General features: G+C 38.3%; 17 protein-coding genes. 14 read left to right on the top strand and 3 right to left on the bottom strand.

What is annotated here, in order from left to right; all coding sequences use genetic code 11:
- Positions 1-31: 31 nt before the first annotated feature.
- Complete coding sequence (locus SCI76_RS14980; protein WP_048021762.1) at positions 32-1,429, bottom strand: amino acid permease; 1,398 nt, start codon at positions 1,427-1,429, stop codon at positions 32-34.
- Between the two features lie 325 nt (positions 1,430-1,754).
- On the opposite strand from SCI76_RS14980, the gene SCI76_RS14985 reads away from it, so the two are divergent.
- From SCI76_RS14985 to hpf, 5 genes are all read left to right on the top strand, one after another.
- On the top strand, positions 1,755-2,441 hold the full coding sequence (locus SCI76_RS14985; protein ID WP_224980629.1) for a YpmS family protein: 687 nt from the start codon (positions 1,755-1,757) through the stop codon (positions 2,439-2,441).
- A gap of 202 nt (positions 2,442-2,643) precedes the next feature.
- Positions 2,644-4,449, top strand: a complete 1,806-nt coding sequence (fliD, locus tag SCI76_RS14990; protein ID WP_328174687.1) for a flagellar filament capping protein FliD — start codon at positions 2,644-2,646, stop codon at positions 4,447-4,449.
- 18 nt (positions 4,450-4,467) lie between these two features.
- Entirely contained in the window at positions 4,468-4,869 is a 402-nt protein-coding gene (fliS, locus tag SCI76_RS14995) for a flagellar export chaperone FliS (protein WP_028412023.1), read from the top strand.
- Between the two features lie 125 nt (positions 4,870-4,994).
- Entirely contained in the window at positions 4,995-5,210 is a 216-nt protein-coding gene (locus tag SCI76_RS15000) for a hypothetical protein (protein WP_260505797.1), read from the top strand.
- Positions 5,211-5,398: 188 nt separating this feature from the next.
- Positions 5,399-5,950, top strand: coding sequence for a ribosome hibernation-promoting factor, HPF/YfiA family (gene hpf, locus SCI76_RS15005; RefSeq protein WP_013059750.1), 552 nt, complete (start codon positions 5,399-5,401; stop codon positions 5,948-5,950).
- 73 nt (positions 5,951-6,023) lie between these two features.
- On the opposite strand, the gene SCI76_RS15010 is transcribed toward hpf, so the two are convergent.
- A complete protein-coding gene (locus SCI76_RS15010) occupies positions 6,024-6,428 on the bottom strand; it encodes a GNAT family N-acetyltransferase (RefSeq protein ID WP_048021769.1) in 405 nt (134 codons plus the stop codon).
- Positions 6,429-6,654: 226 nt separating this feature from the next.
- Between SCI76_RS15010 and secA the strand changes: the two genes are divergently transcribed.
- The 6 genes from secA (at position 6,655) to cccB (ending at position 13,868) form a co-directional block, all read left to right on the top strand.
- Complete coding sequence (secA, locus tag SCI76_RS15015; RefSeq protein ID WP_013059748.1) at positions 6,655-9,171, top strand: preprotein translocase subunit SecA; 2,517 nt, start codon at positions 6,655-6,657, stop codon at positions 9,169-9,171.
- A 99-nt stretch (positions 9,172-9,270) separates the two neighbouring features.
- A protein-coding gene (gene prfB, locus SCI76_RS15020; RefSeq protein WP_114896991.1) for a peptide chain release factor 2 occupies positions 9,271-10,369 on the top strand; the annotation gives its coding sequence in 2 pieces (ribosomal slippage) (positions 9,271-9,333 and positions 9,335-10,369; 1,098 coding nt in all).
- Positions 10,370-10,674: 305 nt separating this feature from the next.
- The gene (locus tag SCI76_RS15025) at positions 10,675-12,408 is read left to right on the top strand and encodes an alkaline phosphatase (RefSeq protein WP_371129336.1); all 1,734 of its coding nucleotides are present in this window, start codon (positions 10,675-10,677) and stop codon (positions 12,406-12,408) included.
- A gap of 26 nt (positions 12,409-12,434) precedes the next feature.
- Positions 12,435-12,653 carry a twin-arginine translocase TatA/TatE family subunit gene (locus tag SCI76_RS15030; RefSeq protein ID WP_028412028.1) on the top strand — a complete coding sequence of 73 codons (219 nt, stop codon included), beginning with the start codon at positions 12,435-12,437 and terminating at the stop codon, positions 12,651-12,653.
- A 59-nt stretch (positions 12,654-12,712) separates the two neighbouring features.
- Complete coding sequence (gene tatC, locus SCI76_RS15035; protein ID WP_028412029.1) at positions 12,713-13,429, top strand: twin-arginine translocase subunit TatC; 717 nt, start codon at positions 12,713-12,715, stop codon at positions 13,427-13,429.
- 124 nt (positions 13,430-13,553) lie between these two features.
- Positions 13,554-13,868 carry a cytochrome c551 gene (cccB, locus tag SCI76_RS15040; RefSeq protein ID WP_013059743.1) on the top strand — a complete coding sequence of 105 codons (315 nt, stop codon included), beginning with the start codon at positions 13,554-13,556 and terminating at the stop codon, positions 13,866-13,868.
- Between the two features lie 25 nt (positions 13,869-13,893).
- On the opposite strand, the gene SCI76_RS15045 is transcribed toward cccB, so the two are convergent.
- Entirely contained in the window at positions 13,894-14,430 is a 537-nt protein-coding gene (locus SCI76_RS15045) for a flavodoxin family protein (RefSeq protein ID WP_028412030.1), read from the bottom strand.
- Between the two features lie 338 nt (positions 14,431-14,768).
- On the opposite strand from SCI76_RS15045, the gene ftsE reads away from it, so the two are divergent.
- The 3 genes from ftsE to SCI76_RS15060 all read left to right on the top strand — a co-directional run bounded on the left by ftsE (position 14,769) and on the right by SCI76_RS15060 (position 17,704).
- Positions 14,769-15,455 (top strand): cell division ATP-binding protein FtsE, encoded by a 687-nt coding sequence (gene ftsE / locus SCI76_RS15050; protein ID WP_013085414.1) that lies wholly within the window; start codon positions 14,769-14,771, stop codon positions 15,453-15,455.
- Positions 15,445-16,335: a permease-like cell division protein FtsX gene (gene ftsX, locus SCI76_RS15055; RefSeq protein WP_014457813.1), complete on the top strand. Its 891-nt coding sequence runs from the start codon at positions 15,445-15,447 to the stop codon at positions 16,333-16,335. The genes ftsE and ftsX overlap by 11 nt, the downstream gene beginning before the upstream one ends.
- A gap of 160 nt (positions 16,336-16,495) precedes the next feature.
- Positions 16,496-17,704 carry a murein hydrolase activator EnvC gene (locus SCI76_RS15060; RefSeq protein ID WP_033580413.1) on the top strand — a complete coding sequence of 403 codons (1,209 nt, stop codon included), beginning with the start codon at positions 16,496-16,498 and terminating at the stop codon, positions 17,702-17,704.
- The last annotated feature ends 4 nt before the right edge of the window (positions 17,705-17,708 follow it).

The raw sequence follows: 17,708 nt of genomic DNA on the forward strand, positions 1-17,708 counted from the left end.
AAAATAAAAAAAGCCGCATCTGCGGCTTTTTTTATTTTGCAATATTTTCTGACTTGGAAAATTGATCGTCAGGTCGCTTGTTATTTGTTTTTTTGATGAACGAGTATGAAAGAAGAACAACAGCGGTTAATCCAAGAGTTAAGAAAAACTGTGAGCGCATCGAATCAATAAATGCCATTGATAAGAAGATTACGGTAATAACAGCAATTGTTACGTATGTTAAATACGGGAACAACCACATTTTCATTCCTTTAATTGGCTGGTTGGCTTGAATCATTTTCTTACGCAGGCGTAAATGCGAAATAGCGATAGCTAAGTACACAATAAGAGCAATGGCTCCTGATGCGTTAACTAAGAATAAAAAGAGTTTATCCGGCGAAACGAAGCTAAAGATAGCACATACATATGCGGCAGCTGTGCTAATCCATACGGCTCTTGCCGGCACGCCTGATTTGCTTACCTTTGCTAAAGCACGAGGAGCTTGTCCTTTTTGAGCTAATGATAAAATCATTCGCGAGTTCGTATATAAAGCAGAGTTTAAGCAAGACAAAACGGATACTAATACGACTAAATTCATAATTTGTGCAGCTGCTGGAATGTTGACCATTTCTAACATTGTTACGTACGGACTTTTTAGTAAATCAGCTGAGTTCCAAGGTAAAAGAGTTACTAAAATAGCAACTGAACCAATATAGAAAATTAAAATTCGCCATACGACACTGCGAATAGCAGTTGTAATAGCTTTTGCTGGATTTTCTGATTCACTAGCTGCAATAGCCGCAATTTCAGCTCCAAAATAAGAGAAAATAACGGTAATAACTCCTAAAAAGATAGAGTTCGTACCTTTTGGCATAAAGCCTCCGTGCCCCGTTAAATTAGCTAAACCAGGTGAAGATGTACCTGGGATTAATCCGAAAATAATAGCTAAACCGATTCCCATAAAAGCAACGATTGCCACAATTTTAATCATTGCAAACCAATATTCAAATTCTCCAAATGATTTGACAGAGAATAAGTTTGTTAAGGTTAATGCAAAGGTTAAGATTAAGCTTAAAAGCCAAATTGGTACGGAAGGGAGCCATTCATGAACAATTGCTCCTCCTGCAGTGGCTTCGATTGCAATTACAATTAGCCAGAAAAACCAGTAAAGCCATCCAACAGCATAACCTGCCCACGGGCCAATTCCTTGCTGAGCATATGTCGCGAATGAACCTTTATCTGGATTTACCATAGCCATTTCACCGAGCATACGCATTAATAGAACGACTAACAGTCCGGCTGCTGCATATGAAACTACTGCTGCTGGGCCTGTTGCGTTAATAACGGATCCGCTTCCTACAAACAAGCCGGCCCCGATAATACCTGCAATGGAAATCATGGAAACGTGACGTTGCTTTAACTTTCCGTGTGATTCTGTTTTGTTTCCCATCGTATTCACTCCTTTAAAATTATCGAAAGACTATTAGAAAATAAAGTAAATTCTGAAAATATAAATAGAAATTCCTCCCCTTACCTTTATAATAAGCAAGAAGTGTGCCAATTATCAAATTCCTATAAAAATCGACTTTAAGTTACTAAAATCGACGCATTTTAAGTCGGTAAAGACTCGTTTTATTCACTATAGACTTATTCGCCATTTGGGATGTCGAGTATATACGTACATTTTATACAAGTTTTCGACATACATCTTATTTATCTTGTATGATAAAAGATAAATCGGTATTATGTTCCAAGAAGAATGTTTGAAAGGGTGCGTGTGTTTGAGAAAATTTATAGCTGTTATTTTTCTATTTATTATCCTTTTATTTGGGTTGTATTTTTTCGTTAGTCCAGTTAGAAATGTTGAAAAGCTTGATCAGACTGCTTCATTATCTTCACTAGCACAAGAAAAGTCCGCTCGTGCGACGTCGCTAGAACTGAACGGAGGCTCCCCTATTTTAGGCTACCGATTGAGCGAGAGCGATGTTAACGATTATTTGCGCAGCTACCTTTATGAAAATGATGAAACGGTTGAGGGAGCAGAAGCGGAGTTGCTTCCGGAACATATAAAATTTTATATTAATAAACATGTAGTATCTTTTATGGAATCACAGTTTGTAGTTGATGTAACACCAAATGCCGAGAATGGAAAGCTTGTTTTGAAGGTGAATAGTGTGCATTTAGGAAGAATGCCGATTCCGAGGTCTCTTGTATGGGATCGCTTAAATATTAACGAGTCTTCTGATGTCACGGTCGATAAAGAAATGAATGAAATTACTTTACTCAATAACTTGCCAGATTCCATTTCGTTTGAACAAGCGGATACAACGGATGAGTATATAAATTTATCTGCCTCTGTAACCATTGATTCGTTACGAGATATTATAAATCTAGCACCATACCTTATTCCTAAGGATATTCAAAGGAATTTATCCCAGAAACTGAACTTGTTTGGCCAATAATAAAAAGCTCACTTATTGTAAAAAAATAAGTGAGCTTTTTCTATCTTGCACCCTTTGACCTATGAAAAAAATGTTCGTTTTACCGATACAAAATAGAGAAGTGGTGAACCTATGAACGAATAGGGAGATTCGAAAAAATATACTTATATTTTATGGCTAGCAGTTGATGGATAGATGAATAAAAAAACGGTGGTGATGGTAAGTGGTAAGAGTAAGTGGATTAGCAAGTGGGATGGATATTGATCAAATCGTCAGTGATTTAATGAAGGCTGAACGAATGCCTATTGATAAGATGAAAAAACAAAAGCAAACGTTAGAGTGGCAGCGCGACGATTATCGCTCTATGAATTTGCTGTTATCAGACTTTAATAATCTTGCTTTTAATATGACCTTGCAGTCTTCTTATTCGTCCAAAACGGTATCTTCAGCAGATGAAACAAAAGTAAAAGCAGCAGCTACTTCCTCAGCAGGAAATGCGTCTTATACCCTTTCAAACGTGACAATGGCGACTGCTGCTCAGACTATTAGCACTAGTATTGATTCTAGTATGGATCCGACGAAAAGCTTGTGGTCTCAACGCGGGTCGATGGATTCAAGTGTTTGGACTGAGAAAACAGTGGAACAAGCCGCCATAACATTAAGTGCGGATACTAGTACAGTGAAATTAGCTAAAGGTGCTGTTTCTGCTGTAAATCAGAACACAGGCACTTTAAACTCTATATCCGTTACTACGGATGGTACAAGTAAAGCGTATACCGTAAGAATAGGAACAGCGGCGGGAACTATAAATTCTAATGAAGTATTTATTAACGAAGACACAGGTGAAATGACGTTTGGTACCACATTAACAAGCGGCAGTACAATTGAAGCGTTCTCGTATCAGCAAAATGTGCTGAACTTTTCTATGACAACTTATGATAGTACAGGCAAAGCAACAGGAAATATTCAAGATGGGGGAAGTACGCCATTTGAATTTGATGGTTCCACCTCATTAAACACCCTTCTCACACAAATCAGTAATTCAAAAGTAGGCATTTCAGCTTTTTTTGATGAAGGAACGAATAAAGTTGTCATGACTCGTAAAGATACGGGGAATTTATCTTCTGTTGACAGTCCAGATGGATCCAATATGGTTTTTTCAGGAGCATTTTTGACAACGGGGTTTCTACAGCTTGCCGGTAATGCGAAAGGAACAGACGCAAAATTTACGCTAAACGGTCTAGAAACAACTCGTAAGTCTAATACATTTACAACGGGAGGCGTTACCTATACCCTTCAAAATAATTTCACAGGAGATGTGCGCGTTAACGTAAGCAATGATACGCAAAAAGTATTTGATACAATCAAAGATTTTGTGACTAAATATAATGAGCTGATTGAGAAAATTAATGGAAAGGTTACCGAAGAAAGAGACCGAAACTATCAGCCTTTGACGGATCAAGAAAGAGAAAAGCTAACGGACAAACAAGCTGAGCAGTGGGATGATAAAGCAAAAAGCGGTTTGTTAAAAGGAGACACAATTTTATCAAGCGGGCTGAATCAAATGCGTTCTAACTGGTATGCCTCTGTATCAGGAGTGAGCGGAGCATTTTCACAGCTAACGGACATCGGTATTTCAACTAGCGCAAACTATAGCGATCGAGGCAAGCTAGTGATTGAAGGTGACGGGACTAAATTAAAAGAAGCAATTGAAAAAGACCCGCAGTCTGTTATGGATTTATTTATGAAAAGTGGAAGTACAACAAGTGAAAAAGGGATTGTACGACGTTTACGAGATACGATTACTCAAACCGTATCCAAAGTTGAGCAGCGCGCTGGCCGTTCAACATGGACAAGTGAACAATTTTTGCTTGGGCGGAATTTAAAAAGCGTAAACAGCCAAATTACTAGTTTTGAAAGCAGGCTCACACAAGTAGAGGACCGGTATTATCGTCAGTTTACAGCAATGGAGAAAGCCATTCAAAATGCAAATGCTCAAAGCGCGCAGTTATCGCAATATTTTAGTTAAGAAGGAGTGAATGTTTTTATGGCAGCAAATAATCCATATCAAGCGTATCAGCAGGGAGCTGTTCAGACTGCCTCTCCAGGAGAGTTAACGCTTATGCTGTATAACGGGTGTTTGAAATTTATCAAACTTGCACGAACAGGCATACAGGAAAAAAATATTGAGCTAAAAAATACGAATTTGTTAAAAGCACAAAATATTATTCAAGAATTAATGATTACCCTTGATACAAACGTGCAAGTTGCTAAGTCTATGATGACTATGTATGACTATATCAACCAGTGTCTAATTGAAGCGAACACAAAAAATGACATAGAGAGCTTGGATGAAGCCGAACAATATGTAACAGAGTTCCGCGATACGTGGAAGCAAGTTGTGCAGCTTCACCGCCAGCAAGTCCATGGAAGCGGCGGCCAAGCATAAATATGATAAACGAACTGTATCAGATAACTGACGAGATTTACCGACTTACTCAAATATTTTCTGACAAAAATCGAGAAGAGGACATTCAGAAATTAGAGTATCTTCTATTAAAAAGACGTGACCTCATGGAGAAGCTGCCGCCAAAAAGTAGAGATCATGAATGGATAGGTAAGAAAATTGTCGAAATGAATAAGACGATTGATCAAAATCTGATCTTCATCCGGCATCGAATCATGGAAGATCTCCGTTTGCTAAAAGTGAAAAAAAAGCATAATAACAGCTATGTAAACCCTTACGAAATGAAATCGTTTGATGGGATGTTTTACGATAAAAAAAATTAATTTTGCGTAAAAAATACAACCCTTCTTCTTATGAAGAAGGTCTATTTTTTTGGTTTTTTCATAAACTTTTCTCAGGTTCCAAAAATTTTCACTTAATTTTCTAAAAATTTTAATAGTTTAGGAAGGGATTGTGTCGGGTATTGTAGAATTGTAGAGGTATAGCAATGGATTAAAGGAGGAGTTCGAACATGATGTATAACATTCGCGGTGAAAACATTGAGGTGACTCCAGCAATTAGGGAATACGTAGAGAAAAAGCTTGGTAAGTTAGAGCGTTATTTCGACGAGACACCAACTGCTGACGTAAATGTAAACTTAAAAGTCTACAATAACGATCAAAAAATAGAAGTCACAATCCCAATGAATGATCTCGTATTGAGAGCTGAAGAGACCCACAGTGATTTATACGCAGCTGTCGATCTTGTCCTAGATAAATTAGAGCGTCAAATTCGTAAACATAAAACAAAAGTGAATCGAAAAATGCGTGAAAAAGGTGCTGAGAAGTATCTATTTGCAGCATTAGAAAGTGAAGCGAACGTAGCTGTTGCAACTGAAGAGGATGAATTAGAGCTAGTTCGTACAAAACGATTTAATTTAAAACCAATGGATAGCGAAGAGGCTATTTTACAAATGAATATGTTAGGACATAGTTTCTTTGTATTTACAAATGCTGAGACAAACATTACAAACGTTGTGTACCGAAGAAAAGATGGCCGATATGGATTGATTGAACCAAACTAAAGGTTACAGTCTTTCTTAAATAAGAGCAGTAAAATAAAAGCAGCGTGCTTCCGCACGCTGCTTTTTTAGCTGTTTAAAAAAATAGCTCCATAACTACATAGCGTGTAGAAGATTTGGTGAATACACGCGTGGTTTCTTTCATTTTGAATGCCTGATAAAAAGATACTTTATTTTCTCGTGCGTTACACCAGACCCTTCGTAGCCCAAGATTCTTGAGTTTGAACAAAACTTCTTTTAGCAAATGACTGCCGTACCCTTTTCCTTGTTCTTCTTTGAGCGTAGCAAATTTCCGGAATTGAGCTTCATCACCTGTTATAAATAAGGAAACAACTGATTTTAACTCTCCTTTTTCAAACAGTCCATAGTGCATGCCTGATGGATCCTCTTTCAGCTGAACATAACTGAAATCTTTATGAGGCCACATGACGATATGTCGGACTTCCCAAGCTTGTTCTTTCGTAATCGTTTGAACGTTCATTCTACATTCCCCTTTTTTATTGTAAGAGTGAAGCAGGGAAAATCACAATAGAAAATAACTCCTTAATAGAGTAGTACTAGTAAAGAGACAGACGAAAAAGGGTACAAGTTGCTACTTGTTTAGCTGCAATGTTACAATTTTACTCAGAATGTTTTATAATGAAAGATACAGATATGAATGAAAATAGTATAAAATGTACTGATTATAAATAGAGGAGCGTTTTAATATGCTTGGATTATTTAAAAAAGTGTTTGACGGCAATCAGCGCCAAATCGGCCGTTTAGAAAAAATGGCGGACCAAATTGATGCGTTAGGTCCTGAAATAGCGTCTTTAACGGACGATCAGCTTCGTGAAAAAACAGCTGAATTTCAACAACGCTACCAAAATGGTGAATCGCTCGATAACCTATTAGATGAAGCTTTTGCGGTTGTACGTGAAGCAGCGAAACGTGTGTTAGGCATGTATCCGTACAAAGTTCAGCTAATGGGGGGTATTTCTCTGCATGAAGGGAATATCTCGGAAATGAAAACGGGTGAAGGTAAAACGCTGACAGCTACTATGCCTGTATACTTAAACGCCATTACAGGCAAAGGTGTACATGTAGTAACAGTCAATGAATACTTAGCGAGCCGTGATGCTAGTGAAATGGGTCGTTTATATGAATTCCTAGGCTTGAAAGTAGGGTTAAACTTAAACCATTTAACGCGTGAAGAAAAACAAGAAGCATATGCAGCGGATATTACGTATAGTACAAATAATGAACTAGGATTTGACTATTTACGTGATAACATGGTGCTTTATAAAGAACAAATGGTTCAACGTCCGCTTCATTTTGCTGTAATCGATGAAGTTGACTCTATCTTAATTGATGAAGCACGTACGCCGCTTATTATATCCGGCAGCGCACAGAAATCGACTGCGCTTTATATTCAAGCTAATGCATTCGTTCGCACGCTTGATAAAGAAACCGATTTTACTTTTGATATCAAAACAAAAAGCGTTCAGCTAACCGAAGAAGGTATGTCAAAAGCCGAGCGCGCATTTGGCATTGAAAACTTATTTGATATTTCACACGTAGCGCTAAACCATCACATCAACCAAGCGCTTAAAGCACATGTAACGATGCAAAACGATGTGGATTATGTAATTGATGAAGATCAAGTCGTAATCGTTGACCAATTTACTGGTCGTTTGATGAAAGGAAGACGTTTTAGTGACGGCTTGCATCAAGCTATCGAAGCTAAAGAGAACGTTGAGATTCAAAATGAAAGCATGACGTTAGCTACAATTACATTCCAAAACTACTTCCGTATGTATGAAAAATTATCAGGTATGACGGGTACAGCTAAAACGGAAGAAGAAGAATTCCGTAATATCTACAACATGCACGTTGTCGTTATTCCGACAAACAAGCCAATTTCACGTGATGATAAAGCGGATTTAATTTACAAGTCAATGGAAGGCAAGTTTAATGCGGTAGTGGAAGATATTGCTGAGCGCCACGCAAAAGGACAGCCTGTTCTTGTTGGTACAGTTGCGATTGAAACATCTGAAGTTTTATCAGCATTATTAAAGAAAAAAGGCATTCGCCATCACGTTTTAAATGCAAAACAGCATGAGCGTGAAGCGGATATTATCGAGAATGCGGGTCACAAAGGTGCGGTAACAATCGCAACGAATATGGCCGGTCGTGGTACGGATATTAAACTAGGTGAAGGTGTCGTTGAAGCTGGAGGTCTTGCTGTAATTGGTACAGAGCGTCATGAATCACGCCGTATTGATAATCAGCTCCGCGGACGTGCTGGACGTCAAGGGGACCCAGGGGTGTCTCAATTCTATCTATCCATGGAAGATGAATTAATGCGCCGATTTGGTTCTGATAATATGATGGCGATGATGGATCGTCTTGGTATGGATGATTCACAGCCAATTCAAAGTAAAATTGTAACAAGAGCTGTTGAATCCGCTCAAAAACGCGTTGAAGGTAATAACTTTGATGCGCGTAAACAATTGCTTCAATATGATGATGTTCTTCGTCAGCAGCGTGAAGTTATTTACAAACAACGCTTTGAAGTGCTTGATTCAGACAACTTACGTGCGATTGTAGAACGTATGATTGAATCAACGCTACAGCGTGTGGTTGAGGTAAATACACCGCGTGAAGAATTAGAAGAAGAATGGAATTTACAAGCGATTATTGATTACGTAAATGCTAATGTTCTTGAGGAAGGCGAAGTCACAGAAGAAGATCTTCGCCGTAAAGAGCCTGAAGAAATGGTAGAACTGCTGGTAGATCATGCAAAAGCTCGTTATAATGAAAAAGAAGAGCAGCTCCCTGAAGAACAAATGCGTGAATTCGAAAAAGTAGTTGTTCTTAGAGCAGTTGATTCTAAATGGATGGATCATATCGATACGATGGATCAGCTTCGCCAAGGTATCCACCTTCGTGCGTACGGCCAAACAGATCCTCTTCGCGAATACCAAATGGAAGGTTTTGCGATGTTTGAAAATATGATTGCAACCATTGAAGAAGAAGTGACGAAGTATATCATGAAAGCAGAAATTAACAACAACCTTGAGCGTCAAGAAGTAGCGCAAGGTCAGGCGGCTGTTCATCCAAAAGAAGGAGACGCGCCGGCTAAGAAGAAGCCAAAAGTAAATGCGATAGAAGTTGGCCGAAATGATCCTTGTATCTGTGGAAGTGGCAAAAAGTATAAAAACTGCTGCGGTAAAGAATCATAAAATAAGAGTCAATTAGTATAGAATGAACTAGTACAGGAAGGAAATGAGTCTTCTCATTTCCTTCCTGTGCGTCAAAAATAAAATAGAGGTGTTTAACTCATGGATTTAGTAGAAATTAAGCAAGAACTTGACAAAACAGCTAAGCGATTAGCGGACTTTAGGGGGTCTCTTTGACCTCGATACAAAACAAGCTCGTATCGATGAATTAGATGAGACTATGGCTGATCCAAATTTTTGGAATGACCAGCAGGCAGCTCAGACTGTTATTAATGAAGCCAATGGTTTAAAAGATGCAGTAAATCAATTTAACCACTTAGATGAAACATACGAAAATTTACAGATATCTCATGAACTTGTAAAAGAAGAATACGATGAAGATTTAGCAGAAGAACTAGTTAGTGAACTAAAAGAGCTTATTTCAGGCATGAACGACTTTGAATTACAGCTGCTTTTAAGCGAGCCGTATGATAAAAATAACGCCATTTTAGAATTGCACCCAGGTGCTGGTGGAACAGAATCACAGGATTGGGGTTCAATGTTACTACGTATGTATACGCGCTGGGCGGAGAAAAAAGGTTTCAAAGTAGAAACACTTGATTACTTACCTGGGGATGAAGCTGGTATTAAAAGTGTAACGCTTTTAATTAAAGGCCATAATGCGTACGGGTATTTAAAAGCTGAAAAAGGCGTTCATCGTCTCGTTCGTATTTCTCCGTTTGATTCATCAGGCCGTCGCCATACGTCATTCGTATCGTGCGACATAATGCCGGAATTTAACGATGAAATTTCAATTGATATTCGTACGGAAGATTTGAAGGTTGATACGTACCGTGCAAGCGGTGCCGGAGGTCAGCATATCAATACAACAGATTCAGCTGTTCGTATTACTCACCTCCCAACTAATGTAGTCGTATCTTGTCAGACGGAACGTTCACAAATTAAAAACCGTGAGCAAGCAATGAAGATGTTAAAATCTAAGTTGTATCAGTTAGAAATTGAGAAGCAGCAAGAACAGCTAGCTGAAATCCGCGGAGAACAAAAAGATATTGGATGGGGAAGTCAAATTCGTTCTTACGTATTCCATCCGTATTCTTTAGTAAAAGATCACCGCACAAATACGGAAGTCGGAAACACGCAAAGTGTAATGGATGGAGATCTAGATCCGTTTATTGATGCGTATTTACGTTCTCATATTTAATCAAAAGGCAGTATACCTCGGTATGCTGCCTTTTTTTAGTTGTTAGGACTTTGTAAAATTTGAATGAAGAAAAACGAGCGTAAAGAACTATTTGTAGATAGAAAATTAAGAAAATGCAGAAATTTAAAGGTTACTGTCGTCCGTTCGCTTATTTTGTCAATGAAATAAAATGGTTTAAAATACCTATTTTATGGTAAATGCTTCTTTACAATCCTTTATACCTCTTTTACAAACAGCTTTTATAATTTGAGTTAAATCAAGAGGAAGGGGCATGTGCAGTGGCAAATAAATCGTTACACGAATTAATAGAGCAAGTAAAACAGAACAGTTTTTCTTCGAGTAAAGGGTTTGATAGAAGGCGTTTTTTACAAGGAGCTGGAAAAGTAGCAGGAGTATCACTTGGCTTAACAATTGCTCAGTCTATCGGTTTAAATGCAGTAGAAGTTTCAGCGGCAGCGCCTAAATTTTCAAGTTATCCGTTCACTTTAGGCGTCGCATCGGGAGATCCTTTAGCAGATAGTATTGTTCTTTGGACAAGATTAGCACCAGACCCATTGAATGGCGGGGGAATGCCTAATCAACCCGTTCCAGTAAAATGGGAGCTTGCCGAAGATGAAGACTTTCATCGAATTGTCAAACGAGGAACAGAAATAGCTAGACCTGAACTTGCTCACTCTGTTCACGTTGATGTAAAAGGATTAAAGCCAGGCCGTATTTATTATTATCGATTTAAAAGCGGTCATGAGTTAAGCCCGGTTGGAAAAACAAAAACACTTCCTTCAGCAAATGCAGAAGTAGCCAGCATGACGTTTGCATTCGCTTCGTGTCAACAGTATGAACATGGTTACTTTACAGCTTATGAACATATGGTTAAAGAACAATTGGATTTTGTGGTTCATTTGGGCGATTACATCTATGAATATGGACCAAACGAGTATGTGGCTGCAAGCGGAAATGTTCGTACTCACAGCAGCGCAGAAATTCAAACGCTTCAAGACTATCGAAACAGGCATGCTCAGTACAGGTCAGATGCCAATTTGAAGTCTGCTCATGCTGCTTTTCCTTGGATTGTGACGTGGGATGATCATGAAGTAGAAAACAATTATGCAAATGTAATTCCTGAAAAAGGACAATCAGTAGAAGCATTTATTCAACGCCGCGCGGCAGCTTATCAAGCTTATTACGAACATATGCCTTTGCGTCAAACATCCTTGCCTCACGGAACGGATATGAGATTGTATCGTGACTTTTCATATGGGAAACTAGCTTCCTTTCAAGTGTTGGATACGCGTCAATACAGAGACGATCAAGCAAACGGAGACGGAACAAAGCCGCAAACGCCAGAATCTCTTGATCCTAAACGTACACTATTAGGGATTGAACAAGAAAAATGGCTTTTTACTAATCTTGAAAAATCAGCGTGTCATTGGAACGTACTGGCTCAACAAATTTTCTTTGCTCCCAGAAAATTTGGAACGGCGGCTAAGCCTACATACAGCATGGATGCATGGGATGGGTATACGGCGAATCGTCAGCGTGTTATTGATTTTATTGAAAAGAAAAAGTTGGACAACGTCATTGTACTAACTGGAGATGTGCACGCTAACTGGGCTTCTAATTTACACACGGATTTTGCCAATCTTAATTCAAGAATTATTGGTGCAGAGTTCGTTGGCACCTCCATCACTTCCGGAGGGAACGGAGCAGATAAACGAGCTGATACGGATAAAATTTTAAGTCAAAATCCACATCTTACATTCTTTAATGATTACAGAGGATATGTAAGGTGTACGGTCACTCCTGATATATGGCAAGCTGATTATCGCGTTGTGCCTTTTGTAACAGAACCTGGTGCGGAAATTTCAACTCGAGCTTCCTTTCAATATAAAAAAGATGGAAAAGGTATGACAGAAGTTGAAGTAAATAACGTGCCGCGTGGGCTAAAGATTTCTAAGGAAGTAGAGGAAGATCGTATGCGGGCACACGGGAAAGCACATGAAAAACAAGAGTTGAAAAAGAAAGAAAAAGTACAGCAGTAAATTGAGTAAGGGAAAGGAGGTCAAGTATGCTTTCTAATATTGGAATTCCTGGTTTAGTTATTATTTTGGTCATTGCGTTAATTATTTTTGGGCCGTCTAAGCTGCCGGAAGTTGGACGGGCGTTTGGGCGAACATTAACTGAATTTAAAGGAGCAGCAAAAGGGCTCGTATCAGATGATGAAAGTGTTAAAGAAAAGCAGGCAGCAACCGTTTCTGAACAAAAAAGGAATGAATCGACATTGTAAGTAAGGAAATAGACGAGGAAACTCGTCTATTTCTACTTGTCAGAAAGGAGAAATAGACAATGGGAGAAATGAGCTTGATGGAGCACCTTGAAGAATTGCGTGTTCGTATTATTAAAACACTTTGTGCATTTGTAGTTTTACTTATTGTCAGTTTTGTATTTGTACAAGATATTTATCAGTGGCTAGTGAAAGATTTGGACGGTAAGCTTGCTGTACTTGGACCAAGTGAAATTGTATGGATTTATATGGTGATTGCATTTGTTTTTGCGCTTGCTTTTACACTTCCAGTAGCTGCTTATCAAGTATTTCGGTTTGTTTCACCGGGATTAAAAAAGGAAGAGTATAAGATTATGATTACCTTCATTCCATTCTTTTTTCTCTTATTTGTAAGTGGCTTGGGGTTTGGTTATTTTGTTTTATTTCCAATGGTTTTAGCATTTTTAACAGGTTTGTCGAATGATCAGTTTTCACTCATGTTTACGGCGGAGCATTATTTCCGTTTTATGCTTAATCTGTGTTTACCATTTGGTTTTTTATTTGAAATGCCTTTAGTTGTCTTATTTTTAACGCGTTTAGGGGTTCTAAATCCAGTGAGGTTAGCTAAAGCAAGGAAGTTATCTTATTTTGCTTTAATTGTGATATCTGTGCTTATTACTCCTCCTGATTTTATTTCGGATATTTTAGTCATTGTCCCGCTTCTGCTCTTATATGAGCTCAGTGTGACAATTTCACGCGTAGTATACAAAAAACGTTTAGGAAACGAATCAATTGCTTGACCTCATACATAAATACGATGAGAGAATTCATGAAATTGAAACAAAGTCCTTGTAAACAGAGTGTTTTAAACATTCTTGAGTAGGTTATAATAGAGTGAAAACTCTACAGCAAGGGGGAGAAGGCTTGAAAAAAGTATTATTAACGTTAACAATTGGCCTAGCGCTTGTTTTGTCCGCGTGCGGCGGAGGCAGTTCCAAAAATGAATCTGCCGGTGAATCTTCAGCGAGTGCAGAAGATATTGTGAAGAAAAACTGTACAGGCTGTCACGGTGTAGATTTAGGAGGAGCAAATGGGCCAAGCTTGCAGCATGTAGGCAGCAAGCACTCAGAAGCTGAAATTGAAAACATTATTAACAATGGTCAAGGCGGTATGCCAAAAGGACTGATTAATGAAGAAGATGCCAAAAAAGTTGCGGCTTGGCTGGCAAAGAAAAAATAAGACGGGTATCCGTCTTATTTTTGTGTTAAAGCTGCTTTAATTGTTCATTTAAGACAATAGCTTGCTGTTGAGCTTTGACATCTTTTGCTATGTCTCCAGGTGCATTGGCTTCTCCAATGATGTATCCGCTAAAGGAAGAACCAATAAAATCGACAATGTATTGAAATTGCATAATAAGAGGAAGGGCCTTTACAGATGCGCCTGTGCCCCCGACTACTAATACATAGACGCGCTTATTTTTCATTTGTTCTTTAAAGTTGATTGTCGAATCTCTAAGGCTTTCAGACCAACGATCCACAAAGTTCTTCATCAATCCGCTCATACCGTACCAGTAAAGAGGCGTAACAAATAAAATAGTATCGTGCGCTGCCATCTTTTTCGCTATATCATAATAATCATCTTGTTGATTGGTAAATCCATGTTCATCGTGACGCATATCAGTAATGGGGTTAATGGTATGCCTACGTAAGTAAACTTCTTCAGTATTGATATCTTTTAAGACTGCTTTAGCCAATTCTTCCGTATTTCCGTTTTCCCGTGAACTTCCATAAATAGTGATCATGTTATCTCTCCTCATCGTTTTTCTTATTTATCATACCTTGTTTGTAAAAAAGTAGACATGAATGTGCTTTGTCTAACGATATTCGTAAAAAAATGAACAGCAAAAAACAACAGAATTAAAAATAAGGATAAATTCTCATACCCTGCTAAAAATATCCTACTTATGTCATATTTGAAATAAAAATGTAATATTTTTGGGGCTTATTTTCACGAAGAGTGATGTTATAATGAGAAAGCGCGTGAGAAGAGTCGAATTTTTGGTTTGAATTGTAGAGTTTTGTCGTATTTTGACAAGTTTTACATAGTATTAAAATAACACACTTGATTAGGTGATTACTTATGATTGAAATGCAAAATGTATATAAAACGTATCCGAACGGTGTAAAAGCAATCAATGGCATTAGCATCAAGATTAATCAAGGTGAGTTTGCTTATATCGTAGGACCAAGTGGAGCAGGAAAATCCACTTTTATTAAAATGATGTATCGTGAAGAAAAGCCTTCTTCAGGAAATATCATTGTAAACGGTGCAAATGTAGCAAAAATAAAAGATAGCAGAGTTCCTATCTTTAGACGTCATATTGGTGTAGTCTTTCAAGATTTCAAGCTGCTTCCAAAATTAACGGTCTATGAAAACATTGCTTTTGCACTAGAAGTAATTGAGCAAAGTCCCGAAGAAATTAAAAAGCGAGTGCTAGAGGTGCTAGAGCTTGTTAAGTTAAAGGGTAAAATGGATTCTTTCCCTGATGAATTATCTGGAGGAGAGCAGCAGCGTGTGTCTATTGCGCGTTCAATTGTGAATAGTCCTAAGGTTGTCATCGCCGACGAACCGACAGGGAACCTTGATCCGGAGACTTCGTGGGAAATCATGGATATTTTTGAGGAGATTAATAAACGCGGTACGACTATTTTAATGGCAACGCATAACCGTGAAATTGTAAATACAATTCGAAAGCGCGTAATTGCGATTGAAAATGGAAATGTTGTGCGTGATGAAGTAAGAGGTGAATACGGATATGAAGGCTAGGACATTCGGTCGCCACTTACGTGAAGGATCTAAAAGTTTAGGAAGAAACGGCTGGATGACATTCGCATCTGCAAGCGCGGTTACCGTGACGCTCTTGCTTGTAGGCGTATTTTTTATGTTGATGATGAATTTAAACCACATTGCTAAATTGATTGAAAATGATGTGGAAATTCGCGTTCACGTTGATGCTGCAGCGACAGCGGATGATCGAAAAGCAATGAAAGAAAAGCTAGATGCAATTAAGCAAGTTGATACGGTGACGTTTTCTTCTAAAGATAAAGAGTTAAAAGATTTAATTAATAGTATGGGTGATGAAGGACAAGCTTTTGAACCGTTTGAGCAGCAAAACCCATTAAATGATGTGTTTGTTGTTAAAACAAAAGAGCCGACTGATGTCGCAAAAGTAGCTAAACAAATTGAGAAATATCCGTATGCAGCAAAAGTTCAATACGGACAAGATCAAGTTGAAAAGTTATTTAAAGTGCTGAAAGTAGCTCGTAATATCGGAGTAGTACTGATTTTAGGGCTTCTATTTACAGCGATGTTCCTCATTTCAAATACAATTAAAATTACGATTGTAGCTCGCCGTGAAGAGATTGAAATTATGCGCTTAGTTGGAGCCACAAACTCCTTTATTCGCTGGCCGTTCTTTATTGAAGGTCTGTTTTTAGGAGTGCTTGGTTCTATTGTGCCAATTGCTGTTATTATCGGTGTGTACAGCGTTTTATATAATGAAGTTCAGCCTAAGTTCGATGGATTCTTTGAACTTTTACCTGCTTTTCCATTCGTGCTTCAAGTATCGCTATTACTACTTGTAATCGGTGGTCTAATTGGGATGTGGGGAAGTACATTATCCATCCGTAAATTCTTACGAAAATAAAGATAGATTTTTAACATAATAGATTATAACAACCTCACATTTGATGTTTATCAGATGTGAGGTTGTTGTGTAATTACAGATAAAAATAGAAAAAAGTGCTAATGGGGGTCTTGCTAATGCCCGTTTATACGGGGAAATATGTGCAAATGGGGAGAAACAAATGACACGTAAGACATTAGTAATGACAGCAGCAGTTTTAGTTGGACTAGGTACAGCTTGGATAGGTAATGAAAAAGTTGCTTATGCAGAAAGTGCCAGCACTACTAAACTCAGTGATTTAGAGAAAAAAAGTAACGATGTGAACCAAAATATTAATCAAAATAAAGAGAAATTAAAAGAAGTTCAAGAACAGCAAAAAAACGAAGAAGCTGAGATTGCGCGTTTGGATTCAGAAGTCGGACAGACAAATGCAGACATCCGCAGCCGTGAAGCTGAAGTAGAAAAAGCAAAGCAAGACATCGAAAAGCTGAAAAATGAAATTGACGTTGTAAAAAAAAGAATTGAAAAACGAAATGAGCTATTAAAAAAGCGTGCTCGTGCTTTACAAGAAAACGGCGGGTCTGTGGATTACATAGATGTACTGCTAGGCTCTGAAAGCTTCGGAGACTTTATTAGCAGAGTGAGTGCGGTTTCGACAATTGTAGGGGCTGACCGCGATTTGTTAATGCAGCATGAAGCTGATAAAAAGGCAAAAGAAGAGAAAGAAACAAAAGTTCAAAACAAGCTAACGGAAGTAAATCAAGCGCTTGAAGAACTTAAAAATCTTCGTGCGCAGCTGCAAAAACAAGTGGATGAAAAGAATCACCTCATGCAAACGCTCAAAGATCAGGAAAAAGAATTTAATGAAGAAGCCGTTGGATTAGAAGAGCAAGCTTCTATTTTAGCCGATCAAAAAAATGCAGCACAAGCTCAACAGCAAGAAATTGAAAAAGCCGGGGCAACAGAGGAGGCACCACCTGTTACAAGCGGGTCGTTTATGAGGCCGGCAAAGGGCCCGGTAACATCTCATTTTGGATATCGAGAAACGTTTGGAAGAGGACATTACGGTATTGATATTGGAAAGCGAGGAGAAAGTGTGCCAGTTGTAGCCGCAGCAAGCGGAAAAGTAATTAGAGCATATCATTCTTCTTCTTTTGGTAATGCCGTATTTATTCGTCACAATGTCGAAGGTCAGACGTGGGTTACAGTTTATGCTCACTTAGAGAGCTACAGCGTCTCAAGTGGTCAATCTATCAATAAAGGTCAACAATTAGGTTATATAGGGAACACAGGACGTTCGTTTGGTGCTCACCTGCATTTTGAATTGCATAAGGGCGATTGGAAAGGCAAAAGCTCTGCTGTAAACCCTGAACGTTATATTAAATTTTAAGTTC

It is taken from the genome of Priestia sp. HNGD-A6, from assembly GCF_045784335.1.
In the GTDB taxonomy this organism is placed as follows: domain Bacteria; phylum Bacillota; class Bacilli; order Bacillales; family Bacillaceae_H; genus Priestia; species Priestia zanthoxyli.